The organism is Streptomyces sp. NBC_00727 (assembly GCF_045161745.1).
In the GTDB taxonomy this organism is placed as follows: Bacteria; Actinomycetota; Actinomycetes; order Streptomycetales; family Streptomycetaceae; genus Streptomyces.
Genome location: NZ_CP108981.1, coordinates 1,244,245 through 1,268,626, shown reverse-complemented (window position 1 = coordinate 1,268,626; position 24,382 = coordinate 1,244,245). Strand labels below are relative to the sequence as shown.

Genomic DNA, 24,382 nt, shown 5'->3' with positions numbered 1-24,382 from the left:
TTTCGTGGGAGGACGCAGATGGGTTTCCAGGACACGCCCGAACAATGGCGGGTCACCGCGAGCGCGACCCCGTTCCGGGGGAAGAAGACCAGCGTCCGCGCCGACGACGTAGAGATGCCCGACGGTACGGTCGCGCACCGCGACTACCAGGTGCACCCCGGTTCGGTCGCCGTGCTCGCGCTCGACGACGAGGGCCGCGTCCTCGTCCTGCGCCAGTACCGCCACCCGGTGCGCCACAAGCTGTGGGAGGTCCCGGCCGGGCTGCTCGACGTACCCGGCGAGAACCCGCTGCACGCCGCTCAGCGCGAGCTGTACGAGGAGGCGCACGTCAAGGCCGAGGACTGGCGGGTGCTCACCGACATCTACACCTCGCCCGGCGGTTCCGACGAGGCCGTGCGCATCTTCCTCGCCCGGGACGTCTCCGAGGCGGAGGGCGAGCGCTTCGAGGTCGCCGAGGAGGAGGCCGACATGGAGCTGGCCCGGGTGCCGCTCCAGGACCTCGTGCGCAAGGTGCTCGCCGGCGACCTGCACAACAGCTGCCTGGTCGTGGGGGTCCTCTCGCTCGCCGCGGTAATCGCCGGCGACGGCGTCGACTCGCTGCGGCCCGCCGACGCGCCCTGGCCGGCCCGCCCCTTCGAGGCCTGACGGTCCGTCCGAAGTCGTGCCGGGAAAGGCCGGTGCGGCACCGGACGCGGTCACTCCCGCGCATCTCCCGATCGTAAAAGATGCTGATCCGATCGGGGGATGTCCGGGTCGCGCTCCCCCTTTTCCGCCCACCCGCCTGAACTACGCTTCGATTGCCCGGACCGGAGTCCCGGCGGGCGACGCGTGCAGCGAAGTGGAGCGTGGCCCGTGACGGATCAGGCGGTGGACACCAGCGGCCCGGCCGAGGCAGCGGGTACCGAGGCGCCCGCCGTCCGGGAACCGGTCCGATTCTTCGGCCGCGAACGCGAGTTGAAGGAACTGCGCGACGACATCGTGCGCACTGGACTCGACACCATGGCCGGCCGCCGCAGCGCCCGTGCCCGGGTCCTCCTGATCGCCGGACGCCCCGGCTCCGGCCGCACCGCACTGGCCGCCGAACTGGCCCGCCGGCTCCTGGAGACCGGCGACTACCCCGACGGGCTGCTCCGCGTCCGGCTCACCGAGACCGGTGGCGCCCCCGTCCCCACCGAAAGCGCCGCCCGCGACCTCCTCGGCCAGCTGGACCTGACCGGACCGCCCGGCGCGGACGCGGACGAGCTGACCGGGATGGTCCGCGAGGCCCTGGCCGACCGCCGGGTGCTGCTCCTGCTCGACGACGCACCCGACGCCGCACAGGTCGACCCGCTGCTCCCCGACAACCCGGACTGCCTGGTCGTCGCCGTCTCCGAGGGCCCGCTGACCGGTATCCCCGGCGTCCGGCCCTGCACCATCGGCGGCCTGGACGCGGGCTCCGCCGTCGAACTGCTCGGGCGCGCGACCGGCCAGGTCAGGATCACCGTCGACCCGCTGACCGCCCAGACCATGGCCGAGGAGTGCGGCGGGCAGCCGGCCGCGCTGGTCCTGATCGGGGGCTGGCTCGCCGCCCGCCCGACCGCCTCGGTGGCCGACGCCGGGCGGCAGCTGCGCGCCCTGCCGGACGACCCCGAGCCGCCCGCCGGCGCCGCCCGTCCGCTGACCCGCGCCTTCCGTCTCGTCCACGACTCGCTGCCGGCCACAGCCGCCCGGATACTGCGACTGCTCGCCCTCGCCCCCGGCGGGCTCGCCGACGCCCACACCGCCTCGGCGCTGGCCGGCTGCTCGGTCTCGGCCGCCCGGACCACCCTCGACGACTTCGTGAAGCTCGGCCTGCTGCGCCGCGAGTGCGTCGAGGAGCCGCAGTACGAGGTGCCGGGGTGCCTCGCCGGGCTGCTGCGGGCGCTCCTGGAGGACCGGGACCGCCCGGCCGAGATCCAGCTCGCCCGCGCCCGGATGCTGGAGCGCACCGTGCGCCTGCTCCAGTCCTGCCGGGCCGTCACCGACCCCGAGGGCTCCCCGTCCCGCCGCAAGCTCGCCGGGCTCCCGCGCTCGCTGCGCTTCCCGAACCCCGAGGCGGCCGCCGCCTGGCTGCGCGCCCGCAGACCCGCCCTGCTGGCCGCCGCCCGGGCCGCCGTCGAGGACGGCGAACTCGACACGCTGGCCCGCCGGCTGGTCGCCGCGCTGGTGCGGGCGCTCGCCGCGCACGAGGGCACCGACGCCGCCGCGCCCGACCTGTACGCCCTGCACGGCCTGGTGCTGGCCGTGGCGGAGCGCCGCGACCTGCCCCGCGAACGGGCGGCGGCCCTGCTCAACCTGGCCGACCTGGACGCCGGGACGGGCCGGACGAAGGAGGCGCTGGCCCGCTACCGGGAGGCGCTGGACGCCGGGCGGGCCGCGAAGGACCCGTACGCCACCGGGCGGGCCATGGAGTCGGTGGGCGGCGCCTACGCGGAGCTGGGGGACTACCCCCGGGCCTCCGACTGGTACGGGCGGGCGCTCGCCCAGCGCCTCACCCAGGGCGAGCGGGCCGAGGCGGCGCGCCTCTACGGGCGGCTCGGCACGGTCCACACCTACGCCGGGCGGTACGGCGAGGCGCTGCGGAACTGGCGGGCCGCCGCGGCGGGCCACCGCAGGCTCGGCGACCTGCCCGCCCAGGCCCGTGCGCTCAGTGAGATGGCCCGGGTCCAGGAGTACGCGGGCCGGCCGCAGGAGTCGCTGCGCACCTGCCGGGAGGCGGTGGAGTGGGCCCGCCGGGCCAAGGACGTACGGCTGCAGGCCGCGCTGGAGCTCCGGCTGGCGGACACCCTGGACCGCCTCGGTGACCCGGCGGCGGCCGGGCTGCACCGGGGTACGGCCGAAAGATTGCTGGGCGGGGCGAGTGGGACCTGCGAAACCCGCAGTGCTTCGGCGGAAAAATAATGCTTTGCAAGGCTAGACAGCGGGAAGCCCTTCATTAGACTGGCTGTACCGCGGCCGTTCGCGGTGCCTTCACATGTGATGCATCTACCCTTTTTGCATTGCTGTGCCCGGATTACCCTCTGAGCCAAGGACCGTGATCGACATGAAGGTCGGCATCCCCCGCGAAGTGAAGAACAACGAGTTCCGCGTGGCGATCACGCCTGCCGGTGTGCATGAGCTCGTCCGCCACGGCCACCAGGTCGTCGTCGAGCAGAGCGCCGGAGCGGGCTCCTCCATCACGGACGAGGAGTACGTCGCGGCCGGCGCGAGCATCCTGCCCACCGCCGACGAGGTCTGGGCCACCGCGGATCTGCTGCTCAAGGTCAAGGAGCCGGTCGCCGAGGAGTACCACCGCCTCCGCAAGGGCCAGACCCTCTTCACCTACCTGCACCTCGCCGCCTCCCGCGCGTGCACCGACGCCCTGCTCGAGTCGGGCACCACCGCCATCGCGTACGAGACCGTCGAGACCGCGAACCGCGCGCTGCCGCTGCTCGCCCCGATGTCCGAGGTCGCGGGCCGGCTGGCCCCGCAGGTCGGCGCGTACCACCTGATGCGCTCGGCCGGCGGCCGCGGCGTGCTGCCGGGCGGTGTCCCGGGTACGGCGGCCGGCCGGGCCGTCGTCATCGGCGGCGGCGTCTCCGGCTGGAACGCCACCCAGATCGCCGTCGGCCTCGGCTTCCACGTCACGCTGCTCGACAAGGACATCAACAAGCTCCGTGAGGCGGACAAGGTCTTCGGCACCAAGGTGCAGACCGTCGTCTCCAACGCCTTCGAGCTGGAGAAGGCCGTCGTCGAGGCCGACCTCGTCGTCGGCGCCGTGCTGATCCCCGGAGCCAAGGCCCCGAAGCTGGTCACCAACGAGCTCGTCGCCAAGATGAAGCCCGGAAGTGTACTTGTCGACATTGCGATTGATCAGGGCGGATGCTTCGAGGACTCGCATCCGACGACGCACGCCGAGCCGACCTTCCGGGTGCACGACTCGGTCTTCTACTGCGTCGCGAACATGCCCGGCGCGGTGCCCAACACCTCGACGTACGCCCTCACCAACGCGACGCTTCCCTACATCGTGGAGCTCGCGAACCGGGGCTGGGTGGAGGCGCTGCGCCGCGATGCCGCGCTGGCCAAGGGCCTCAACACCCATGACGGGCAGGTCGTTTACCGCGAGGTGGCCGAGGCGCACGGCCTTGACCACGTCGACCTGAACACGCTCATCGGCTGACCGGGGTCAACCCCTTCGTCAACTCCGTGCGTCCGGCCGGACCTTGTCACCGAGGTCCGGCCGGACGCATGCCGGGCCGCGCGCGCCCCCGGGCAACTCGTCTCGAACGTGGCCCTTTAACCGTTTCGTACACTCGGGAAAAGTGCGCACCGAGGGTTGCGCGCCCTTGACAGCGGGGCGTTCGATTGCCGACACAACGGGCCGGGTCCGGCGGATTGTGTTGCTGCGGACAGGGGGCACGCCATAGAGTCGCCAATCGTCGGCATGGTGCCACGCTGACCTATCGATAAGTTCCTGGTCATGTCCAAGGAGGTAAGACGACTTGTGAATGAGTCGACAATTACTCCCGGGGGTGTTCATCCAGGGATGCCTGCGCGGGGCCAGAGCCCGAACGGGCTGGAGGCTGTCGGCTCCGTCGCTGTCCGCGCCTTCGCCACCCACCAGCACATGACGACAGCCCCCCAGATGATGGACGGCCTACACGTGAACGCCATGGCCGGCAACGAGAGTGGCCGGGACACCGCCCGCCTCGCCGACTTCGACGAGACGCCCCAGGGGCACTTCTACGACCCCGACGCCGAATACGAGCCCGATCCGGAGTACGCGGCCACGCTCGCGCCGGACGCCGCCCGGCAGCGCCGCGAGCGGATCGGCCCGACCGGCCGCCCCCTGCCCTACTTCCCGATCCCGGGCCCGCTGACCGATCACGGCCCCGCGAAGATCATCGCGATGTGCAACCAGAAGGGCGGCGTCGGCAAGACCACGTCGACCATCAACCTGGGCGCGGCACTCGCCGAGTACGGACGACGCGTCCTGCTCGTCGACTTCGACCCGCAGGGTGCCCTGTCGGTCGGCCTCGGGGTCAACCCGATGGAGCTCGACCTCACCGTCTACAACCTGCTCATGGAGCGGGGCATGGCGGCCGACGAGGTCCTGCTGAAGACCGCGGTCCCCAACATGGACCTGCTGCCCAGCAACATCGACCTCTCCGCGGCCGAGGTGCAGCTCGTCAGCGAGGTGGCCCGGGAGTCCACGCTGCAGCGCGCCCTGAAGCCGCTGATGGCCGACTACGACTACATCGTGATCGACTGTCAGCCCTCGCTCGGCCTGCTCACGGTGAACGCGCTGACCGCCGCGCACAAGGTGATAGTCCCGCTCGAGTGCGAGTTCTTCGCGCTGCGCGGGGTGGCGCTGCTCACCGAGACCATCGAGAAGGTCCAGGAGCGGCTCAACCCCGACCTGGAGCTCGACGGCATCCTCGCCACCATGTACGACTCCCGCACGGTGCACAGCCGCGAGGTCCTGGCGCGCGTCGTCGAGGCCTTTGACGACCACGTCTACCACACGGTCATCGGGCGCACGGTCCGCTTCCCGGAGACCACGGTCGCCGGTGAGCCCATCACCACGTACGCCTCCAACTCGGTCGGTGCCGCCGCCTATCGCCAGCTCGCCAGGGAGGTGCTCGCCCGGTGTCACGCCGAGTGAGTCTGCCCGGGGCCGACGAACTGTTCCGTACGACCGGGGGGATGGGGCTGCAGGCCTCGTCGCCCGCAGAACGGAGGCGCAGGGCGAACGGCGAGGCCCGGGTGCCGGCTCCGGCCGGTGAGAACGAACCCGGGACCGACGCGCCGGGGGAGACCGCCCCGGACCCCGGCACCGCCCCCGCGCGCCAGGAGCACTCGGCGGCCGGCGCCGACCCGGGCGACTCGCGCAGCCGGTCCGCCGAAGCCGACCGGGTCGCGGTCGCCGCACAGGCCGGCCGCCGCCCGCAGCAGCCCGCCGCGCAGGAGCCGCCGCAGGCCCCCGTCGTGCAGCAGCAGCGCAGGCGCGGCGGCGGACGCGGCGCCAACCGGCGGCCCAGCGGACGCGAGCGCCACGACGAGAAGATCACGGTCTACGTCTCCGCCGAGGAGCTGATGGACCTGGAGCACGCGCGCCTCGTCCTGCGCGGCGAGCACGGCCTCGCGGTGGACCGGGGGCGGATCGTCCGCGAGGCGGTCGCCGTCGTCCTGGCGGACCTGGAGTCGCGCGGCGACGCGAGCATCCTCGTACGGCGGCTGCGCGGCCGCTGACCGGTACGGCGCCGGTAGCCTGCCCGGAGGGCCCGCCCCCTTCCGTACGGGCCGCCGCCCGCCGCCGTATCCCGCACCGCGCACCCTGGACCTCCATGCCGACACCCGACGAGCCCGCCCGAACCGCCCGCCGCCCCCTGGGCCGCGGGCCGGGGGCGGGGGGCGTGCCCGCGGAGACGGCCGCGCCTGCCGAGGAGCCCGCACCGGAGGAGGCGGCCGAGGCGCCCGTACCGGCCACCGAGGCGCCCGGGGAGGCCCCAGCCGCCGACGACGGCCGGTTCAAAGTGCGGCTGGCGAACTTCGAGGGGCCCTTCGACCTGCTGCTCCAGCTGATCTCCAGGCACAAGCTGGATGTGACCGAGGTCGCACTGTCCAAGGTCACCGACGAGTTCATGGCCCACATCCGGGCGATGGGCCCCGACTGGGACCTGGACCAGACGACCGAGTTCCTGGTGGTCGCCGCCACCCTCCTCGATCTGAAGGCCGCCCGGCTGCTCCCCGCGGCCGAGGTGGAGGACGAGGCGGACCTGGCGCTCCTGGAGGCCAGGGACCTGCTCTTCGCGCGGCTCCTCCAGTACCGCGCGTACAAGCGCGTCGCCGAGATCTTCAGCGGCCGGCTCGAATCGGAGGCGCGCCGCTACCCCCGTACCGTCGGCCTCGAACCGCACCACGCCGAACTGCTGCCGGACGTCGTCATCAGCATCGGCGCCGAGGGCTTCGCCAGGCTGGCCGTGAAGGCGATGCAGCCGAAGCCCCGGCCGCAGGTGTACGTCGACCACATCCACGCCCCGCTGGTCAGCGTGCGCGAGCAGGCGGGCATCGTGGTGGCCCGGGTCCGCGAGGCGGGCGAGCTCACCTTCCGGGCGCTGACCGAGGACGCACCGGACACCCTCACCGTCGTCGCCCGCTTCCTCGCCCTGCTGGAGCTGTACCGGGAGAAGGCCGTCGCCCTGGACCAGGACGTGGCGCTCGGCGAGCTGCTGGTGCGCTGGGCCGGGGCCGAGGGAGCGCAGCCCACGGTGACGGACGAATTCGACCAGGAGGCCCCGGGCACCCCGGGCGCCTCCGAGACTCCGGAGGACGAGACGCCATGAAGGACCCCGCCGGCTCCGCGGTCGCGGACCTCGACCTCAAGCCCGCCCTCGAGGCCGTCCTCATGGTCGTCGACGAGCCCGCCACCGAGGAGCACCTGGCCAAGGTGCTGGAGCGGCCCAGGCGGGCCGTGGCGGCCGCGCTGCGGGAGCTGGCCGACGAGTACACCGTGCAGCGGCGCGGCTTCGACCTCCGGCTCGTCGCGGGCGGCTGGCGGTTCTACACCCGGCCCGAGTACGCGGCGGCCGTCGAGGGCTTCGTCCTGGACGGCCAGCACGCCCGGCTGACCCAGGCGGCGCTGGAGACCCTGGCGGTGGTCGCGTACCGCCGGCCGGTGAGCCGGTCGCGGGTCTCGGCGGTGCGCGGGGTGAACTGCGACGGGGTCATGCGGACCCTGCTGCAGAGGGGTCTGGTCGAGGAGGCGGGCACGGAACCCGAAACAGGTGCGATCCTGTACAGGACGACGAACTACTTTCTGGAGCGGATGGGCCTGCGTGGCCTGGATGAGCTCCCGGAGCTCGCGCCCTTCCTCCCCGAGGCGGACGCGATCGAGGCCGAGACGCCAGAGGGTGTGCCGTCGTTCGATCCGGACGCACCGGACACCCCGGAAACTCACGCAGACGACAAGACGGACTTTTGATGCGAAGCAGTGGCAGGAACAGCGGTAGCGGCGGCGGCAGGAGCGGCGGCAGCGGCGGGGGCCGGAGCGGCAGGAACAACAGCGGCACCGGCAGGAACAGCAACCCGAACGCGCGGACCCCCCGCTCGGAGCGCGAGGACCGCCGGAACGAGGAGCGTCCCCGCAAGCCCAGGCCCGAGGAGCGCCGCTACGACGTGGGCTCCGACAAGCCCGGCGGCGACGGCGCCCGCAAGGGCCGCGGCGCCGCGGCCCGGGGCGGCGCCAAGGGGGGCCCCAAGAGCCCCCAGGGCGGCGGCTCCAAGGGCGGCCCCCGGCGCGGCCCGTACGGCGCCCCGGCGCGTCCGCGCGAGCTGGACGCCAAGATCGAGCAGCGCAACCGCGACCGGTACGCGAACAAGCCCGAGATCAAGACGCCCAAGACGCACCCGGGCGCCGAGCAGGAGGGCGAGCGGCTGCAGAAGGTCCTCGCCCGCGCCGGCATGGGCTCGCGCCGCGCCTGCGAGGAGCTGATCGACCAGAGCAGGGTCGAGGTGAACGGCGAGATCGTCGTCGAGCAGGGCATGCGCGTCGACGTGCACAAGGACGAGATCAAGGTCGACGGGCTGACCGTCGCCACCCAGTCCTACCTGTTCTTCGCGCTGAACAAGCCGGCCGGTGTCGTCGCCTCCATGGAGGACCCGGACGGGCGCCAGTGCCTCGGCGACTACGTCACCAACCGCGAGACGCGGCTCTTCCACGTCGGCCGGCTGGACACCGAGACCGAGGGCATCATCATGCTCACCAACCACGGCGAGCTGGCCCACCGTCTCACCCACCCCAGGTACGGCGTGAAGAAGACGTACCTGGCGGCCATCCAGGGCCCGCTCCCGCGCGACCTGGGCAAGCGGCTCAAGGACGGCATCCAGCTGGAGGACGGGTACGCCCGCGCCGACCACTTCCGCGTCGTGGAGAACACCGGCAAGAACTACCTGGTCGAGGTGACCCTGCACGAGGGCCGCAAGCACATCGTGCGCCGCATGCTGGCCGAGGCGGGCTTCCCCGTCGAGCGGCTCGTGCGGACCGGCTTCGGCCCGATCGCGCTGGGCGACCAGAAGTCGGGCTGGCTGCGCCGGCTCACCAACACCGAGGTGGGCATGCTGATGCGCGAGGTCGGCCTGTAGCCCGTCTGCGTAAGCCCGAACGCAGCACCCGAAGGCCCGCGGCCGGTTCCCCGGAATTTTTCCGGAAGGAACCGGCCGCGGGCCTTTCGCACGCCCCGCCGAGCCTTTATGGTCATAGTGACTATTAAGGAGGTGGGCGTGAGTCTCGCGGACATACTCGATCCCCTGCAGCAACCCCTGGTGACGGTCCTGGACACCCCGGTCAGCTGGACCGAGGTGCTGGGCTTCGGCAGCGGGGCGCTGTGCGTCTGGCTCGTGGCCCGCCAGCACCTCGCCAACTGGCCGATCGGCATCGCCAACAACCTCTTCTTCATCCTGCTGTTCACCCAGTCCGGCCTGTACGCCGACGCCGGACTCCAGATCGTCTTCATCGCCCTCGCCGCGTACGGCTGGTGGACCTGGACCCACGGGGGTGGACCAGGGACGGACGGGCTGCCGGTGCGGCGCACCACGCGCACCGAGTGGACCGGGCTGCTCGCGGCGGGGGCGGTGGGGACCGTGGCGCTGACCCTCCTGCTGGACCGGGCGACCGACTCGACCGTGCCGTTCTGGGACGCGCTGACCACCGCGCTGTCGCTCGCCGCCACCTACGGGCAGTGCCGCAAGCTCGTCGAGTCCTGGTGGCTGTGGATCGCCGCCGACATCGTGTACATCCCGCTGTACGCGTACAAGGAGCTGTACCTGACCTCGCTGCTGTACGTCGGCTTCCTGACGCTGTGCCTGATCGGCCTGCGCAACTGGCGCCGCGACCTGACCGCAGCCGGCCCGCGACCCGCCGGGGCACTCAATGCAGACCCCGGGGCCCTGGCATGAAGCGCTACCCGCACGGACTCGTGCTCGGCAAGTTCTACCCGCCGCACGCCGGCCACCACCACCTCGTCCGCACCGCCGCCGCCCGCTGCGAACGGCTGACGGTCCTGGTCTGCGCCGCCTCGGTGGAGTCCGTCCCGCTGGCCGACCGGGTCGCCTGGATGCGCGAGGCGCACCCCGACGTGACGGTGGTCGGTGCCGTCGACGACACCCGCATGGACCTCCACGACCCGGCGATCTGGGACGCCCACATGGCGGTCTTCACCGCCGCCGTGCCCGAGCGCGTGGACGCCGTCTTCACCTCGGAGTCGTACGGGGACGAGCTGGCCCGCCGCTTCGGCGCCGAGTCCGTCTGCGTCGACCCCGACCGCACCGCGTACCCGGTCTCCGGCACCGCCGTCCGCGCGGACCCGGCCGGCTGCTGGGGCTTCCTCGAAGCGCCGGTCCGGGCGGCGCTCGCCCGCCGCGTCGTCGTCCTCGGCGCGGAGTCCACCGGCACCACCACGCTGGCCCGCGCGCTGGCCGCCCACTACCGCCAGCGCGGCGGCGTCTGGGCGCACACGGGGTACGTGGCCGAGTACGGGCGCGAGTTCAGCGAACGGAAGCTGGCCGAGCTGCGCGAGCGGTGGCCCCGGGCCCAGTGGGAGGACGTCACCCTCTCCACCCACGACTTCCCGCACATCGCGGAGACCCAGAACGCCCGCGAGGAGGAGGCGGCCCGCACCGGCTCCCCGGTGCTCGTCTGCGACACGGACTCCTTCGCGACGACCGTGTGGCACGAGCGGTACGTCGGCGGCCGCAACCCCCTCGTCGAGCGCATCGCCGACCGGGCCCGCCACCACCTGTGGCTGCTCACCGACCACGAGGGCGTGGCCTTCGAGGACGACGGGCTGCGCGACGGCGAGGAGCTGCGTCCCTGGATGACCGACCGGTTCCGGGCCGAACTCACCCGCACCGGGAGGCCGTTCATCGAGCTGACCGGCAGCCGTGAGACGCGCCTGGCCCGCGCCGTGGAGGCCGTCGACGCACTGCTCGCCGAGGGCTGGGACTTCGCCGCACCGCTCCCGGAGCACCGATGAGCGCCGTGGCCCCCGAGGGCTACGACCGGCACGCCTTCGAGCCGTTCGCGGTCACCGTCGACCTGGCGGTGTTCACCGTCCGCGACTCCCGGCTGCACGTCCTGCTGGTCGAACGCGGCGCGGAACCGTACAAGGGCCACTGGGCGCTGCCCGGCGGCTTCCTGCTGCCCCGCGAGTCCGCCGGGGCCGCCGCCCGCCGCGAACTGGCCGAGGAGACCGGGCTGAGCGACGACACCGTCTCGGGCCTCCACCTGGAGCAGCTGCGCACCTACAGCGACCCGGACCGCGACCCCAGGATGCGCGTCGTCTCCGTCGCCCACACCGCCCTCGTGCCCGACCTGCCCGAGCCGCGCGGCGGGGGCGACGCGGCGGGCGCCCGGTGGTGGGACGCCGCCGGGACGGGCACCCTCGCCTTCGACCACGACCGCATCCTCGCGGACGCCCGCGACCGGGTCGGCGCCAAGCTCGAATACACCTGCCTGGCCACCGCGTTCTGCCCGCCCCACTTCACCCTCGGCGAGCTGCAACAGGTCTACGAGACGGTCTGGGGCGTCGAGCTGGACCGCCCCAACTTCCGCCGCAAGGTCCTCGCGACCCCGGGCTTCGTCCAGCCCGCCGAAGGCGCCCCCCGCCGCACCGGCGGCCGGGGCAAACCCGCCGCCCTATACCGCGCGGGCGACGCCACCGCACTCCACCCCCCGCTGCTGCGACCGGAAGGACGGCACGCATGACCACCACCCGTACGAAGGGCGCCGCGACCGGCGCGCTGACCGGGCTCGCGCTCGGCGACGCGCTGGGGTTCCCCACCGAGTTCAACGACGTGCCGTCGATCCTCGCCAAGTGCGGGCCCTGGCGGGAGATGGAGCTGCCGAAGCCGGCCTTCGTCACCGACGACACCCAGATGACCCTGGCCCTGGGCCGGGGCCTGCGCACCGCCATGGACCGGGGCCCGCTCACCGGGCTGCGGCTGGCCCGCCCGGTGCGCGAGGAGTACGTGGACTGGTACCACTCGCCCGACAACAACCGCGCCCCCGGCCGTACCTGCCTGGAGGCCTGCCACCTGCTCGACGGCGACCGCGCCTGGCAGGAGGCGAGCCGGACCGGCTCCAAGGGCTGCGGCGCCAACATGCGCGTCGCGCCCATCGGGCTCGCGCCCGGCCTCACCGACGAGCAGCGCTCCGGCGCCGCCCAGCTCCAGTCGGCCCTGACCCACGGCCACCCGACCGCGCTCGCCGCATCCGACCTGACGGCCCACGCGGTGCACCTGCTCGCCCAGGGCGCCGAACCGCTGGGCCTGATCGGCCAACTCCGTTCGTACGCCTACGAGAACCGCGGCCGCTACCTCGACCGCTGGCTCGGCGACCTGTGGCACCACACGCACGACGCCTCGCCCGAGTCCTTCATCACCCGGGGCTGGGACGAGTGCCTGGCCATGCTGGAGAACGTGCGCGTGGCCCTGCGCAACCCGTCCCCTGAGACCGACCCCTGCGAGGCCACCGGTGACGGCTGGATCGCCGAGGAGGCCCTCGCCACCGCCCTGCACTGCTTCCTGCTCTTCCCGGACGAACCCGTCACCGCCCTGCGCCGGGCCGCCTGCACCCGCGGCGACTCGGACTCGATCGCCTGCCTGGCCGGCGCGCTGGCCGGTGCACACCTGGGCCCCGGCGCCTGGCCGGCCGCATGGGTGGAGCGCATCGAGTACCGGGACGAGCTGCTGGAGCTCGGGGCGCTCTGGGACGCTTGAGCCATGCCTTCGCACACCACTCTGCTCCAGGAGGCCGGTCTCCCGGTCACCGGCCTCGGCCCGGCCCTCGCCGGCGAACGCCACCCGCTGCTGTTCGCCACGGTCTCCGGAGCGCATCTGTACGGATTCCCGTCGCGGGACTCGGACGTGGACATGCGCGGGGTCCATCTGCTCCCCGCGGACGACCTCGTGGGGCTGCGGGAGCCCGAGGAGACCTGCACACGGATGTGGGACCGGGACGGGGTGGAGATGGACCTCGTCACGCACGACCTGCGCAAGTTCGTACGGCTGATGCTGAAACCGAACGGCTACGTGCTGGAGCAGCTGCTCTCGCCGCTGGTCGTACGCACCAGCCGGCTGCACGCCGAGCTGGTGGCCCTTGCCCCGCAGGTCCTCACCCGCAACCACGCCCACCACTACCGGGGGTTCGCCAACACCCAGTGGCGGCTCTTCGAGCGGACCGGCGAGCTCAAGCCGCTCCTGTACACCTTCCGGGCGCTGCTCACCGGCATCCACCTGATGCGCAGCGGTGAGGTGCTGGCCCACCTGCCGACGCTCCTCGCCCGTGTCGAGGCGCCCGGCTTCCTGCCCGGCCTGATCGAGGCCAAGGCGGAGGCCGAACACGGGGGAGCGGACGGCGTGGACGCGGCGGCGGTGGGCCGGGACGTCGAGGCGCTGCACCGGGTCCTGGACGCGGCGCAGGAGGCGTCAAGGCTCCCGGACGCGCCAGGGGGCTTCGACGCGCTCCACGCGCTCGTGGTGCGGGCCCGGCTCTCAGAGCGCTGAGGCCGCCGCCGACGTCCGGCGTGTGCGGATCAGGAAGTCCTCCACGCGGGTCCGGTCCGGTTCGGCGGGCAGGGGGGAGGCGGTGGCCGCCTCGTCGTTCTCGGCGGCGAGGCGGGTCATGCGGCGTTCCACCTCGGGCCAGGGGACCTCGCCCCGCCTGACCGCGAGCAGGTCCTCGCGGGCCTCGCCGACCTCGATGTCCAGGACGCCGGTGCGCAGCAGGTCCCGGCAGCTCGCCAGCAGGCGCAGCAGGTGCATGGCGTGCTTCCAGCGCGGGGCGCCGTACTGGCGGACGTCCGCCTCCAGCTTGCGGCGCTGGGCCACCGCATAGCGTACGAACGAGTCGTGCGCCCGCCGGGAGAGGAACGCCCCGCGCAGCGCGAGCAGTTCGCGGCCGGTGTCGTCGACGTGGTCGACGAGCGGCGAGTGCAGACACTCCAGCACGTTCGGGTTGGCGCGCAGGGCCAGCTCGCAGAAGCGTTCCAGCTCCCAGGAGAACTGCTCGTCGGCCGGGCCCTCGATGTGCGTGGGCGGCTTCACGAAGCGCCAGAACAGCGGGGTCGGCGCGAGGAAGACCCCCCGCCGGTCGGTGTCGCTGTCCTCCGTCGCGAGACCGAAGGCGCGCGACCCCATCACGCAGGAGTAGACCGTGTGGTGGCGCACCAGGTTCTCGTCGGCCGGAGTGATCATGCCGGGAGGGTACGCGAGGACCGGGCACGGGCGCGTCTCACAGAAGGGGCGGGCGGGCACGGGACCCCGCCGTCCCTCTACGCTGATCGCAAACGTACGAAGAGGGACGAGCGAGGAGCATGACGTGGCGGTACGAGCGGTCCGTGGAGCCGTCCAGCTGGAGCGCGACGAGGCCGGGCACATGGGCGAGCAGGTCAGCGCCCTGCTCACGGCCGTCCTGGAGCGGAACGAGCTCGTCGCGGACGACCTGATCAGCATCTGGTTCACGGCCACGCCCGACCTGCACAGCGACTTCCCGGCCGCCTCCGCACGCGGCATCGGGATCGTCGACGTACCGCTGATCTGCGCCCAGGAACTGGACATCGAGGGCGCCATGCCCAGGGTCGTCCGCATTCTCGCGCACGTCGAGACGTATCTGTCCAAGGCCGAGATCAACCACGTCTACCTCGGCGCCACCGCCGCCCTGCGCAAGGACATCGCCCAGTGAGAACCGCCGTCGTCATCGGTACCGGCCTCGTCGGCACCTCCGCGGCCCTCGCCCTCGCGAGCCGCGGCATCACCGTCCACCTCGTCGACCACGACCCCGAGTCGGCCAGGACCGCCGCCTCGCTCGGTGCCGGTACGACCGAGCTGCCCGAGGGCCGCGTCGACCTGGCCGTGGTCGCCGTACCGCCCGCCCACACCGCGAGCGTGCTCGCCGCCGCCATGCGTGACGGTGCCGCCCGCGGCTACCTGGACGTCGCCAGCGTGAAGGGCGGGCCCCGCCGCGAGCTGGAGGCGCTGGGGGTTGACCTCACCCCTTACATCGGCACGCACCCCATGGCCGGCAAGGAGCGCTCCGGTCCGCTCGCCGCCACCGCCGACCTCTTCGAGGGGCGGCCCTGGGTCCTCACCCCGACCCGGGACACCGACACCGAGGTGCTGAACCTGGCGCTCGAACTGGTCGCCCTGTGCCGCGCCGTGCCGGTCGTCATGGACGCCGACGCGCACGACCGGGCCGTCGCCCTCGTCTCGCACACCCCGCAGCTCATCTCGTCGATGGTCGCCGCCCGGCTGGAGGACGCCGACGAGACCGCGGTGCGGCTGTGCGGGCAGGGGATCAGGGACGTGACCAGGATCGCGGCCTCCGACCCGCGGATGTGGGTGGAGATCCTGTCCGCCAACCCCGGCCCCGTCGCCGACGTCCTCGCCGGCGTCGCCGCCGACCTGGAGGAGACCGTCACCGCGCTGCGCGGGCTGCAGTCCGCCGACGAGGACAAGCGGCGGGCCGGCACGGAGGGCATCCGCTCCGTCCTGAGCCGGGGCAACGCGGGCCGCGTCCGGGTGCCCGGCAAGCACGGCGCCGCCCCGGCCTCGTACGAGGTCGTGGCCGTCCTCATCAGCGACCGGCCCGGCGAGCTGGCGGCGATCTTCGCCGACGCGGGCCGGTCCGGGACCAACATCGAGGACGTGCGCATCGAGCACGCCACCGGCCAGCAGTCCGGGCTCGTCCAGCTCATGGTCGAACCCAGCGCCGCCCCGGCCCTGGCCGCCGCCCTCCGCGAGCGGGGCTGGTCGATCCGGCAGTAGGACCGGTGGCGCGGCACCCCGGTCGCACAGTTGTCCACAGGGGTGGTCGGACCCGTCCCCGCACTCGGTAACCTTGTGCGGGGCGGGTTCACGCGTCCCGTCCAGCCCGCCCCGAGCACCAGGAAGGTGTCCACCACCGTGGAAACCGTAAGCGCCGCCGTCCGGACCGCCCCTGCCGCGGTGATCGTCGCCATCGACGGCCCCTCCGGCACCGGCAAGTCCAGCACCTCCAAGGCCGTCGCCGCCCAGCTCGGCCTGAGCTACCTGGACACCGGCGCCCAGTACCGCGCCATCACCTGGTGGATGCTGAACAACGGTGTCGACGTGCAGGACGCGGCCCAGGTCGCGACCGCCGCCGCCAAGCCGGTCATCGTCTCCGGCACCGACCCCGCCGCCCCGACGATCACCGTCGACGGCGAGGACGCCTCCGGCCCGATCCGCACCCAGGAGGTCACCTCCAAGGTCAGCGCAGTCAGCGCCGTCCCCGAGGTGCGCACCCTGATCACCGAGCTCCAGCGCACCATCGCCGCGAGCGCGGAGAAGGGCATCGTCGTCGAGGGCCGCGACATCGGCACCACCGTGCTGCCCGACGCCGACATCAAGATCTTCCTCACCGCGTCGCCGGAGGCCCGCGCCGCCCGCCGCAGCGGCGAGGTCAAGGGCTCCGATCTCGCCGCCACCAGGGAGGCGCTGATCAAGCGGGACGCCGCGGACTCCGGCCGCAAGACCTCGCCGCTCGCCAAGGCGGACGACGCGGTCGAGGTGGACACCACCGAGCTGACGCTCCAGCAGGTCATCGAGTGCGTCGTCACCCTTGTCGGGGAGAAGCGGGCCGCGAAGTGACCGACGCCACGAGCGCGCCCTCGCCGCGTGGTGCGGCGGTCGGGCGCGGCATCGGGATCGGGCTGATGTACGGGCTCTTCAGGCCCCGCGTGCTCGGCGCCTGGCGGGTCCCCGCCTCCGGACCCGTCATACTCGCGGTGAACCACTCGCACAACATCGACGGGCCGATGCTGATGGGCACCGCGCCCAGGCCCGTCCACTTCCTGATCAAGAAAGAGGCGTTCGTCGGCCCCCTGGACCCGTTCCTGCGCGGAATCGGGCAGCTGGAGGTGGACCGTACGACCGCCGACCGCACCGCCATCACCCGCGCGCTGGGCGTGCTGGAGGACGGCGGGGTGCTCGGGATATTTCCCGAGGGCACCAGGGGCGACGGGGACTTCGCCTCGCTGCGCGCCGGTCTCGCGTACTTCGCGGTACGCGGCGGGGCGCCGATCGTGCCCGTGGCCGTCCTGGGAAGCACCGAGCGCCGCGGACGGTTGATATCGGCACTGCCGCCGCTGCGCAGCCGCGTCGACGTCGTCTTCGGAGAGCCCTTCGAAGCCGGCGATCGCAGCGGCAGGCGCACGCGCAAGGCGCTCGACGAGGCCACGCTGCGCATCCAGGCCCGGCTGACCGGCCACCTGGAGCACGCCGGGCGCCTCACCGGGCGCACCGGGTAAGACTTGAGTAGTGGACCGCACGCTGCGTGGTCCATCGATGATGATGCAAAGAGGAACGGACTTCATGAACGACCAGATTCACTCCGGCGGCTCGGACCACGAGCACGGAGAGCTTGGCGATGCCGAGTACGCGGAGTTCATGGAGCTCGCCGCGCAGGAAGGATTCGACCCCGATGAGGTCGAGGGCGCGCTCGGTGAGGCCGGTCACGGACCGCTCCCCGTCCTCGCCGTCGTCGGCCGCCCGAATGTCGGCAAGTCGACCCTGGTGAACCGGATCATCGGCCGCCGCGAGGCCGTCGTCCAGGACAAGCCGGGCGTCACCCGCGACCGCGTCACCTACGAGGCCGAGTGGGCCGGCCGCCGCTTCAAGGTCGTCGACACCGGCGGCTGGGAGCAGGACGTGCTCGGCCTGGACGCCTCCGTCGCCGCCCAGGCGGAGTACGCGATCGAGACGGCCGACGCGGTCGTCTTCGTGGTGGACTCCACCGTCGGCGCCACCGACACCGACGAGGCCGTCGTCAAGCTGCTGCGCCGGGCCGGCAAGCCCGTCGTGCTCTGCGCCAACAAGGTCGACGGCCAGAGCGGCGAGGCCGACGCCACCGCCCTGTGGTCGCTCGGGCTCGGCCAGCCGCACCCGGTCTCCTCGCTGCACGGCCGCGGCACCGGCGACATGCTGGACGCCGTCCTGGAGGCCCTGCCCGAGGCCCCGCCGCAGTCCTTCGGCTCGGCCCTCGGCGGCCCGCGCCGCATCGCGCTCATCGGCCGCCCGAACGTCGGCAAGTCCTCGCTGCTGAACAAGGTCGCCAACGAGGACCGCGTCGTCGTCAACGAGCTGGCCGGCACCACCCGGGACCCGGTCGACGAGCTGATCGAGCTGGGCGGCGTCACCTGGAAGTTCATCGACACGGCGGGTATCCGGCGCCGCGTCCACCTCCAGGAGGGCGCGGACTACTACGCCTCGCTGCGTACCGCCGCCGCCCTGGAGAAGGCCGAGGTCGCGGTCATCCTGATCGACTCCAGTGAGTCGATCAGCGTCCAGGACCAGCGCATCGTGACCATGGCCGTGGAGGCGGGCCGCGCCGTCGTGCTCGCGTTCAACAAGTGGGACACGCTCGACGAGGAGCGCCGCTACTACCTGGAACGCGAGATCGAGACCGAGCTCGCCCAGGTCGAGTGGGCCCCCCGGGTCAACGTCTCCGCCCGCACCGGCCGCCACATGGAGAAGCTGGTCCCGGCGATCGAGACGGCGATCGACGGCTGGGAGACCCGCGTCCCGACCGGCCGGCTGAACGCGTTCCTCGGCGAGATCGTCGCCGCCCACCCGCACCCGGTCCGCGGCGGCAAGCAGCCCCGCATCCTCTTCGGCACCCAGGCGGGCACCAAGCCGCCGCGCTTCGTCCTCTTCGCCTCGGGCTTCCTGGAGCACGGCTACCGGCGCTTCGTCGAGCGCCGGCTGCGCGAGGAGTTCGGCTTCGAGGGCACCCCGATCCACATCTCGGTGCGCGTCCGCGAGAAGCGCGGCCGCAACAAGTAGCCCCTCAGGCGTACGGGACACGACGAAGCCCCGGACCGCTCGGTCACCGAGCGGTCCGGGGCTTCTGTCGTGCGCGCGGTCAGGCGTCCCGTGAGCCGGGCGGCAGGGCCGCGGGCCGGGCCCGTCCCGCGTGGCGGCCCACCCGCTGCCAGCCGCCGAGGCCCCCGGCGTGCGTGCCGTTGCCGGTGCGGTCGCCCGTCGCTGCCGTCGCCCCGGCCGTGACCGCCGCGCCGCCGGGGGAGGAGCGGCCGGAATGGCCGCGCAGCGGGGCGCGCGAGCCGAAGAGGCCGGTGCCGAGGGCCTGGAGGCCCAGACTCTCCTCGCCGGTCCGGTCACCCGGCAGCGCCCGGAACGAGCGGCGGTACTCGGAGTACAGCGCGTCGTAGATCGGGGTCTGGGACGGGCCGCCCGAGGGGTCCTGCGAGGGACGCATGGCAGGGATCGGGCTCGGACGTTGGTGGGAGGGGTCGTATGAGTGCACGTAGGTGCCAACGACCCCGTCGGCCGTCGGATGCGGGCCCGCCGTGGAAACACCCGTCGGGGAGACAATTGTTCGCCGCCGACGCTCCGGATGCGCGGTCACGGTCAGGTCCCGGCCAGCGGCATGGCGGCGGCGACCAGCAGCCCGGCGGCCGACGCCTTCTCCAGCGCGTCGCGCAGCAGGTCCTCGCGGGGCTGCTGGCCGATGCAGCCGGCCGGGGCGGCGTAGACCAGCACGGTCTGCGACTTGTTGGCGGCGGTCCGCCAGCCCTCGGTGACCTGGAGCGGCGCGTGCGCCTGCCACCAGGCTACCGGGGAGCCGCCCCCCGTACCGGGCTGGAGCACGGCGTGCAGCTGGCCCATGGCGAGCAGGATCGACCAGCCGTGCAGCACCTCGGGCACCTGCTCCATGCGGGGGATTGGCTGGAAGCCCTGTTCCAGAAGGAGCTGGAGGAACTGGTCGCCGTCCCGGCCGTCCGTGCCCGGGCGGGCGATCGCGCCGGTCGGCTCGACGACCAGGGCCGGGTGCAGCTCGTCGTCGATGAGGACGAGGCCGCTGGTGATGCCCAGGACGGCCTGCTCGGGGACGATCCGCTCCGGTTCGCCCTGCTCACCGCCGGTGATGCTGCGGACGGCGCCCTGGAGCTGCTCCTCGGCGACCTGGACGACCTGCGAGGGGATGCAGCTGGCGTGCGCGAAGGCGAGCACGGCGGTCTCGTCGCCGACGAACAGCACGGTGCTGGTGCGCTCCTGCTCGGAGTCGCCGGGGGTGCGGCAGGAGGTGCAGTCGTAACTGCCCGGGGCGTTGTCGCCGACGAGCAGCCGGTCGGCTTCGGCGTCGCCGATCTCGGCGCGTACGTCCTCGCTGACGTCGAGCATGCGCGGCACGGGTGGCTCCTCGAACTCGGTACGTGCGCCGGGCGGTTCCCGGCTCAGTGATGACAACGGGCGAGCCGCCGCCGGGGTCACGCGGGAAGCCGTACGGAATCGGGACCGTGCGCCGGGCGCGGTGGCGGAGCAGCCGACAAAGAGGGAGAAAGCCCCCCTGTGCGGGCCCCGGCGCGGGGGCGGTGAAGCGGACGCGCGGACCGGGTCGGGTGGCTCCCCGACGGGGGTGGCCGGAATGCGGTGAAGCGGGTTGTCCGCTATACGGTCCGGTGTGCACGGGCCGGCCTGTCCGATGGTGTGCCTATCGTTCCCTCGGGATAAGGATGCGATAAGGGAGGGTGAATTACTGGCGAAGCCCGTCTTTGCGGAACGTATTCCGGCCGGGAATGCGGTCGCGTCGCAAGTAGGAAATCGTCCGTCTTTCCCCACCTTTAGGAGACCGGTCCGATGATCGTTTACGGACCTGTGCGATTACTGTGCGTCCGGTTGTGAATCGCACGTTCGGGTGAAGGGGGCCGAGGGGGACAGGTGTCGTGATCCTGTGACACAAGTGTGACCGGTGAGGGACGTGCGGATGCCGTGTGCCCGCGCGCGGCCCCCGCTACCGCCCCCGCCCCCGGGCGCCTACGGTGAGAGGTATGGCACCGATACCGACTCCTCCCGCCCAGCCCGACGACGCGACCGGCGCGTACGTGGGGCTCACCGCAGAGACCGCCGAGCAGCGGGCCCGGGAGCACGGCTGGTCCACCGTGAGGGCCCTCGCGCCGGGCACGGTCGTCACCATGGAGTTCCAGGCCGGCCGGATCAACTTCGAGGTCGACGGCGGCGTCGTCAGGCGCTGCTGGACCGGCTGAACGGCCTGAGACGCTCCCGTACGCCAGTGGGCCCCCGACCGGACATGGTCGGGGGCCCACTGGCGTACGGGAGCGTCTCAGCCGCCGGCGACCGGCCGGGCCGGGGCCGTGCCCCCGCGCGGCGCGCGGTCCGCGTGCGGCGGGCGGCGGCTGCCGGCCGGGGTCACCGGGGACCGCTCCGAGCGCGCCGCGTGGCCGGCGGCGGGCGCCGCATGGGGCCGCGGGCGGTTGTTCGGGGCCGGCGGGCGCCCCGCCTGGCCGTGCGCGGGGCTCTGCGCCGCCGTCCCGTCCTCGGCCTGCTGTACGGCCGGCACGGGCAGCGGGGTGCCGGTGGCGGGCACCGGGGGAACGGGCCGGCTGCCGGGCGCGCCCAGCCGGGCACGGGCGGCGAAGATCCAGTTCTCGGCGCGGGTGATCAGCGGCTCCACCCAGGGCAGGCCCAGCAGGATGAGCAGGCCCGCCACCCAGCCGAGGAGCACGTCGCTCAGCCAGTGCGTACCGAGGTAGACCGTCGTCAGGCCGACGCCGAGCGAGACGATCGCGGACATGGCCGACAGATAGCGCCTGGCCCGCGGGGTGGCGGCCAGGTAGGCGAGGATGCCCCAGGTCACCACGGCGTTGGCGGTGTGGCCGGACGGAAATATATCGCCGCCGGCGAAGAGCTCGGCCGATCCGATCCTGGTCGCGTAGTGCGGGCCCAGCCGGCCGAGGCCGATCTTGACCGCGCCCACCGTCAGGTTGAGCAGCAGCAGCGAGGCGCCCAGCGTCAGCAGCGGACGCAGGGTGTGCTGCCGCCAGGAGCGCCAGCCGAGCCAGCAGGCGACCATGACCGCGGTGGGCCCGCGCTGCCCGAGGACCACGTAGTAGTCGAGGGCGGCGTGGATCTCGGGCCACTGCTGGTAGGGCCGGAAGAGCATGACCTTCCAGTCCAGGGTCACCAGCCAGGACGACATGAGCACGGCAATGACGATGGCCAGATAGAACGCCAACGTCCCGCCGAAGAGAGCGACGCGGTGACGGCTCATCCGCGGTGTCTCTATCTTCGGCGGTTCCGGCTCCCGGTCCAGCCGGGCGAAGATGTCGGTACGCACCCAATCGACGTTACAGCGAGTGAGTGGGCGCGCCGGTCGATCCGGGCGCTTTGTGATGACGATGTGATGTGGAGTATGTCTCAGTCGACGAGTTCTTCCAGGGTGTCTTGATAACTCTCGTATTCTTTTGCGCCTTTGTGCGATGTCTGTTCGAGAACGTAATTCACGGATGTCGCGGAAGAATTCCGGCGGCCCGAAGTGTGTTTATCCGCAGCGCGGCGGAATGGGACGGAGGGTGTCAGTCCGGTTACGGTACGGCTTCGGGCGGGAGGCCGTACGGTGCCGCCGACGCGACCCCCGAACGGTCCTCGCAGGTCCCGGCGGTGCCCCGGGCCGGCGAGGCCGTAGTGGCGTACGCCACACTTCCCGGAGTCGGGCGGTATGAGATGGGCCACGTGTGGCCCTGCCGAACTCGCGTACGCTGACGGATCACTCGCCCGTCGATGCCGGGCCCCGGGGGAACAGCGGCGACCGCGCCCCGTGGGCCAGCCGGGTGCGAGGGACCATTTGGGAGGTAGATGCATGTCAGGGACGCCCGCAGCCCGACTCCGCCTGCGCACAGCCGCCGACGGTGCCAACCGCTGGGTCGTCCTGGTCGTCCTCTGCCTCAGCCTGCTGCTCGTGGCGCTCGACGCCACGGTGCTCCACGTCGCCGTCCCCGCCGTCACCGAGGACCTGCGGCCCAGCGCCGCCGGCCTGCTGTGGATCGTGGACGCCTACCCGCTGGTCTGCGCCTCCCTGCTGATCCTCTTCGGCACCCTCGGCGACCGCGTCGGACGCCGCCGCGTCCTGCTGCTCGGCTACGCCCTGTTCGGAGCCGCCTCCGCCGTCGCCGCCCTGGCCGACAGCGCGGGCGTGCTCATCGCGGCGCGGGCCCTGCTCGGCGTCGGCGGGGCGATGATCATGCCCGCGACCCTCTCGATCCTGCGCCAGGTCTTCCCCGACCGGCGCGAACGGGCCGTCGCGATCGGCGTCTGGTCCGCGGTCGCCGCGGTCGGTGCCGCCACCGGCCCCGTCGTCGGCGGCTTCCTCGTCGAGCACTTCTGGTGGGGCTCGGTCTTCCTGATCAACATCCCGCTGATGGCCCTGATCCTCCCGGTCGGACGGCTGCTGCTCCCCGAGTCCCGGGGCAACGACGACGGACCCTGGGACGTGCTCGGCGCGCTGACGGCCGCCGCCGGGGTGCTCGGCGTGGTCCTGGGCGTGAAGCGGGCCGGCACCGGCGAGGGCCTGACCGGCCTCGCGACCCTGGCACCGCTGCTGCTCGGGGCCGCGCTGCTCGTCGCCTTCGTACGCCGCCAGCGACGGCGCACCCACCCGCTGATCGACATCGGCATGTTCGCGAGGCCCGCCTTCTCGGCCGCCGTCGGCTGCATCGTCCTCGCCATGCTCGCCCTGGTCGGCCTGGAGCTCGTCGCCGTCCAGTACCTCCAGCTCGTCCTGGGCCTCAGCCCCCTGGAGACCGGTCTCCGGCTGCTCCCGCTCACCTTCGCCGCGATGGCCGCCGGTGCCACCGGCTCCCACACGCTGCGCCGGATCGGGCCGCGCCGGATGGTCGGCTGGGGGTTCGTCCTGACGGCCGCCTCGGTGCTGACGCTGACCGTGATGGGCCGCGACGACCGGCCCGCCCTGCTGGCCGCCGCCTTCGTCGCACTGGGCTTCGGCCTGCAGTCCACGCTGTTCGGCGCGTACGAGTCGATGCTCAGCGAGGCCCCAGCGGACCGGGCGGGCGGGGCGGCGGCGATCGGGGAGACCTCGTACCAGCTGGGCGCCGGGATGGGGATAGCCCTGCTCGGCAGTGTGATGAACGCCGCCTATACGCCCGGTCTCGCGGGGCTGCACGCCGAGGGCGTCCCCGCGTCGGCGGCCTCCGGTGCCGCCCACTCGCTCGGCGAGGCGTACCAGGAGGCGGCGCAGCTGGGCGGTCCGCTCGGGTCGGTCCTGCGCGCCACGGCCCGGGACGCCTTCATCGGCGGGCTGCACATCACGCTGATGGTCAGCGCGGGGCTGCTGCTGCTCGGGGCGCTCGCCGCGCTGCGACTGCCCCGGCTGATGGAGTGCGCGCCGAAGCTGTGCGAGCCCCGGGAGTCCGCGGAACGCATCGACACCCCGGCGCGGGAGTCCGCCGAGCCCCTCGGGGCGCCGCTGCGGATGCCCGCCCGGCGCCGGACGGCCGGGGCTGCGGGCTCTGGACGCACGGCACGCTGAGTCGTA

General features: G+C 73.0%; 24 protein-coding genes. 20 read left to right on the top strand and 4 right to left on the bottom strand.

Going from position 1 to position 24,382, the window contains the following annotated elements:
- Positions 1-18 precede the first annotated feature (18 nt).
- The 13 genes from OG242_RS05545 to OG242_RS05485 all read left to right on the top strand — a co-directional run bounded on the left by OG242_RS05545 (position 19) and on the right by OG242_RS05485 (position 13,560).
- Complete coding sequence (locus OG242_RS05545; protein ID WP_405897074.1) at positions 19-645, top strand: NUDIX domain-containing protein; 627 nt, start codon at positions 19-21, stop codon at positions 643-645.
- A 207-nt stretch (positions 646-852) separates the two neighbouring features.
- Positions 853-2,919, top strand: a complete 2,067-nt coding sequence (locus OG242_RS05540; RefSeq protein WP_405897073.1) for a tetratricopeptide repeat protein — start codon at positions 853-855, stop codon at positions 2,917-2,919.
- A 142-nt stretch (positions 2,920-3,061) separates the two neighbouring features.
- Positions 3,062-4,177, top strand: coding sequence for an alanine dehydrogenase (ald, locus tag OG242_RS05535; protein WP_405901513.1), 1,116 nt, complete (start codon positions 3,062-3,064; stop codon positions 4,175-4,177).
- Between the two features lie 366 nt (positions 4,178-4,543).
- Entirely contained in the window at positions 4,544-5,662 is a 1,119-nt protein-coding gene (locus OG242_RS05530; RefSeq protein ID WP_018523949.1) for a ParA family protein, read from the top strand.
- Positions 5,659-6,249, top strand: coding sequence for a hypothetical protein (locus tag OG242_RS05525; protein ID WP_405897072.1), 591 nt, complete (start codon positions 5,659-5,661; stop codon positions 6,247-6,249). Before OG242_RS05530 ends, OG242_RS05525 begins: the two co-directional genes overlap by 4 nt.
- A gap of 95 nt (positions 6,250-6,344) precedes the next feature.
- Positions 6,345-7,343, top strand: coding sequence for a segregation and condensation protein A (locus OG242_RS05520; protein ID WP_405897071.1), 999 nt, complete (start codon positions 6,345-6,347; stop codon positions 7,341-7,343).
- Positions 7,340-7,981, top strand: a complete 642-nt coding sequence (gene scpB / locus OG242_RS05515) for an SMC-Scp complex subunit ScpB (protein ID WP_405897070.1) — start codon at positions 7,340-7,342, stop codon at positions 7,979-7,981. Before OG242_RS05520 ends, scpB begins: the two co-directional genes overlap by 4 nt.
- Positions 7,981-9,141 carry a pseudouridine synthase gene (locus tag OG242_RS05510; RefSeq protein ID WP_405897069.1) on the top strand — a complete coding sequence of 387 codons (1,161 nt, stop codon included), beginning with the start codon at positions 7,981-7,983 and terminating at the stop codon, positions 9,139-9,141. The genes scpB and OG242_RS05510 overlap by 1 nt, the downstream gene beginning before the upstream one ends.
- Positions 9,142-9,279: 138 nt before the next feature.
- Entirely contained in the window at positions 9,280-9,954 is a 675-nt protein-coding gene (pnuC, locus tag OG242_RS05505; protein WP_405897068.1) for a nicotinamide riboside transporter PnuC, read from the top strand.
- The gene (locus tag OG242_RS05500) at positions 9,951-11,030 is read left to right on the top strand and encodes an AAA family ATPase (protein ID WP_405897067.1); all 1,080 of its coding nucleotides are present in this window, start codon (positions 9,951-9,953) and stop codon (positions 11,028-11,030) included. Before pnuC ends, OG242_RS05500 begins: the two co-directional genes overlap by 4 nt.
- Positions 11,027-11,761, top strand: a complete 735-nt coding sequence (locus OG242_RS05495; RefSeq protein ID WP_405897066.1) for an NUDIX hydrolase — start codon at positions 11,027-11,029, stop codon at positions 11,759-11,761. The genes OG242_RS05500 and OG242_RS05495 overlap by 4 nt, the downstream gene beginning before the upstream one ends.
- A complete protein-coding gene (locus OG242_RS05490; protein WP_405897065.1) occupies positions 11,758-12,774 on the top strand; it encodes an ADP-ribosylglycohydrolase family protein in 1,017 nt (338 codons plus the stop codon). Before OG242_RS05495 ends, OG242_RS05490 begins: the two co-directional genes overlap by 4 nt.
- Positions 12,775-12,777: 3 nt before the next feature.
- Positions 12,778-13,560 carry a DNA polymerase beta superfamily protein gene (locus OG242_RS05485; RefSeq protein WP_405897064.1) on the top strand — a complete coding sequence of 261 codons (783 nt, stop codon included), beginning with the start codon at positions 12,778-12,780 and terminating at the stop codon, positions 13,558-13,560.
- Here the strand turns inward: OG242_RS05485 and OG242_RS05480 are convergent.
- Positions 13,549-14,250, bottom strand: a complete 702-nt coding sequence (locus tag OG242_RS05480; RefSeq protein WP_405897063.1) for a DNA polymerase beta superfamily protein — start codon at positions 14,248-14,250, stop codon at positions 13,549-13,551. The genes OG242_RS05485 and OG242_RS05480 overlap by 12 nt on opposite strands.
- A gap of 124 nt (positions 14,251-14,374) precedes the next feature.
- Between OG242_RS05480 and aroH the strand changes: the two genes are divergently transcribed.
- From aroH to der, 5 genes are all read left to right on the top strand, one after another.
- Entirely contained in the window at positions 14,375-14,737 is a 363-nt protein-coding gene (gene aroH, locus OG242_RS05475) for a chorismate mutase (RefSeq protein WP_405897062.1), read from the top strand.
- Positions 14,734-15,819: a prephenate dehydrogenase gene (locus OG242_RS05470; RefSeq protein WP_405897061.1), complete on the top strand. Its 1,086-nt coding sequence runs from the start codon at positions 14,734-14,736 to the stop codon at positions 15,817-15,819. Before aroH ends, OG242_RS05470 begins: the two co-directional genes overlap by 4 nt.
- 126 nt (positions 15,820-15,945) lie before the next feature.
- Positions 15,946-16,662: a (d)CMP kinase gene (gene cmk, locus OG242_RS05465; RefSeq protein WP_405897060.1), complete on the top strand. Its 717-nt coding sequence runs from the start codon at positions 15,946-15,948 to the stop codon at positions 16,660-16,662.
- A complete protein-coding gene (locus OG242_RS05460) occupies positions 16,659-17,321 on the top strand; it encodes a lysophospholipid acyltransferase family protein (RefSeq protein ID WP_405897059.1) in 663 nt (220 codons plus the stop codon). The genes cmk and OG242_RS05460 overlap by 4 nt, the downstream gene beginning before the upstream one ends.
- A gap of 64 nt (positions 17,322-17,385) precedes the next feature.
- Complete coding sequence (gene der / locus OG242_RS05455; protein ID WP_405897058.1) at positions 17,386-18,855, top strand: ribosome biogenesis GTPase Der; 1,470 nt, start codon at positions 17,386-17,388, stop codon at positions 18,853-18,855.
- Between the two features lie 79 nt (positions 18,856-18,934).
- Here der and OG242_RS05450 read toward each other — a convergent pair whose 3' ends face one another.
- Entirely contained in the window at positions 18,935-19,288 is a 354-nt protein-coding gene (locus tag OG242_RS05450; protein WP_405897057.1) for a hypothetical protein, read from the bottom strand.
- A 152-nt stretch (positions 19,289-19,440) separates the two neighbouring features.
- Positions 19,441-20,223, bottom strand: a complete 783-nt coding sequence (locus tag OG242_RS05445) for a hypothetical protein (RefSeq protein WP_405897056.1) — start codon at positions 20,221-20,223, stop codon at positions 19,441-19,443.
- 638 nt (positions 20,224-20,861) lie between these two features.
- Between OG242_RS05445 and OG242_RS05440 the strand changes: the two genes are divergently transcribed.
- Positions 20,862-21,077 (top strand): I78 family peptidase inhibitor, encoded by a 216-nt coding sequence (locus tag OG242_RS05440; RefSeq protein ID WP_018523966.1) that lies wholly within the window; start codon positions 20,862-20,864, stop codon positions 21,075-21,077.
- 77 nt (positions 21,078-21,154) lie between these two features.
- Here OG242_RS05440 and OG242_RS05435 read toward each other — a convergent pair whose 3' ends face one another.
- Positions 21,155-22,168, bottom strand: coding sequence for a phosphatase PAP2 family protein (locus tag OG242_RS05435; RefSeq protein ID WP_405897055.1), 1,014 nt, complete (start codon positions 22,166-22,168; stop codon positions 21,155-21,157).
- Between the two features lie 522 nt (positions 22,169-22,690).
- On the opposite strand from OG242_RS05435, the gene OG242_RS05430 reads away from it, so the two are divergent.
- Positions 22,691-24,376: an MFS transporter gene (locus OG242_RS05430; RefSeq protein ID WP_405897054.1), complete on the top strand. Its 1,686-nt coding sequence runs from the start codon at positions 22,691-22,693 to the stop codon at positions 24,374-24,376.
- The last annotated feature ends 6 nt before the right edge of the window (positions 24,377-24,382 follow it).

Coding starts and splice junctions, on each gene's coding strand:
- der (WP_405897058.1), top strand. CDS start 17,386: ATGAACGACCAGATTCACTCCGGCGGCTCGGACCACGAGCACGGAGAG.
- OG242_RS05490 (WP_405897065.1), top strand. CDS start 11,758: ATGACCACCACCCGTACGAAGGGCGCCGCGACCGGCGCGCTGACCGGG.
- OG242_RS05485 (WP_405897064.1), top strand. CDS start 12,778: ATGCCTTCGCACACCACTCTGCTCCAGGAGGCCGGTCTCCCGGTCACC.
- OG242_RS05530 (WP_018523949.1), top strand. CDS start 4,544: ATGCCTGCGCGGGGCCAGAGCCCGAACGGGCTGGAGGCTGTCGGCTCC.
- OG242_RS05440 (WP_018523966.1), top strand. CDS start 20,862: ATGGCACCGATACCGACTCCTCCCGCCCAGCCCGACGACGCGACCGGC.
- OG242_RS05480 (WP_405897063.1), bottom strand. CDS start 14,250: ATGATCACTCCGGCCGACGAGAACCTGGTGCGCCACCACACGGTCTAC.
- ald (WP_405901513.1), top strand. CDS start 3,062: ATGAAGGTCGGCATCCCCCGCGAAGTGAAGAACAACGAGTTCCGCGTG.
- OG242_RS05450 (WP_405897057.1), bottom strand. CDS start 19,288: ATGCGTCCCTCGCAGGACCCCTCGGGCGGCCCGTCCCAGACCCCGATC.
- OG242_RS05510 (WP_405897069.1), top strand. CDS start 7,981: ATGCGAAGCAGTGGCAGGAACAGCGGTAGCGGCGGCGGCAGGAGCGGC.
- OG242_RS05495 (WP_405897066.1), top strand. CDS start 11,027: ATGAGCGCCGTGGCCCCCGAGGGCTACGACCGGCACGCCTTCGAGCCG.
- OG242_RS05545 (WP_405897074.1), top strand. CDS start 19: ATGGGTTTCCAGGACACGCCCGAACAATGGCGGGTCACCGCGAGCGCG.
- OG242_RS05520 (WP_405897071.1), top strand. CDS start 6,345: ATGCCGACACCCGACGAGCCCGCCCGAACCGCCCGCCGCCCCCTGGGC.
- OG242_RS05430 (WP_405897054.1), top strand. CDS start 22,691: ATGTCAGGGACGCCCGCAGCCCGACTCCGCCTGCGCACAGCCGCCGAC.
- OG242_RS05500 (WP_405897067.1), top strand. CDS start 9,951: ATGAAGCGCTACCCGCACGGACTCGTGCTCGGCAAGTTCTACCCGCCG.
- scpB (WP_405897070.1), top strand. CDS start 7,340: ATGAAGGACCCCGCCGGCTCCGCGGTCGCGGACCTCGACCTCAAGCCC.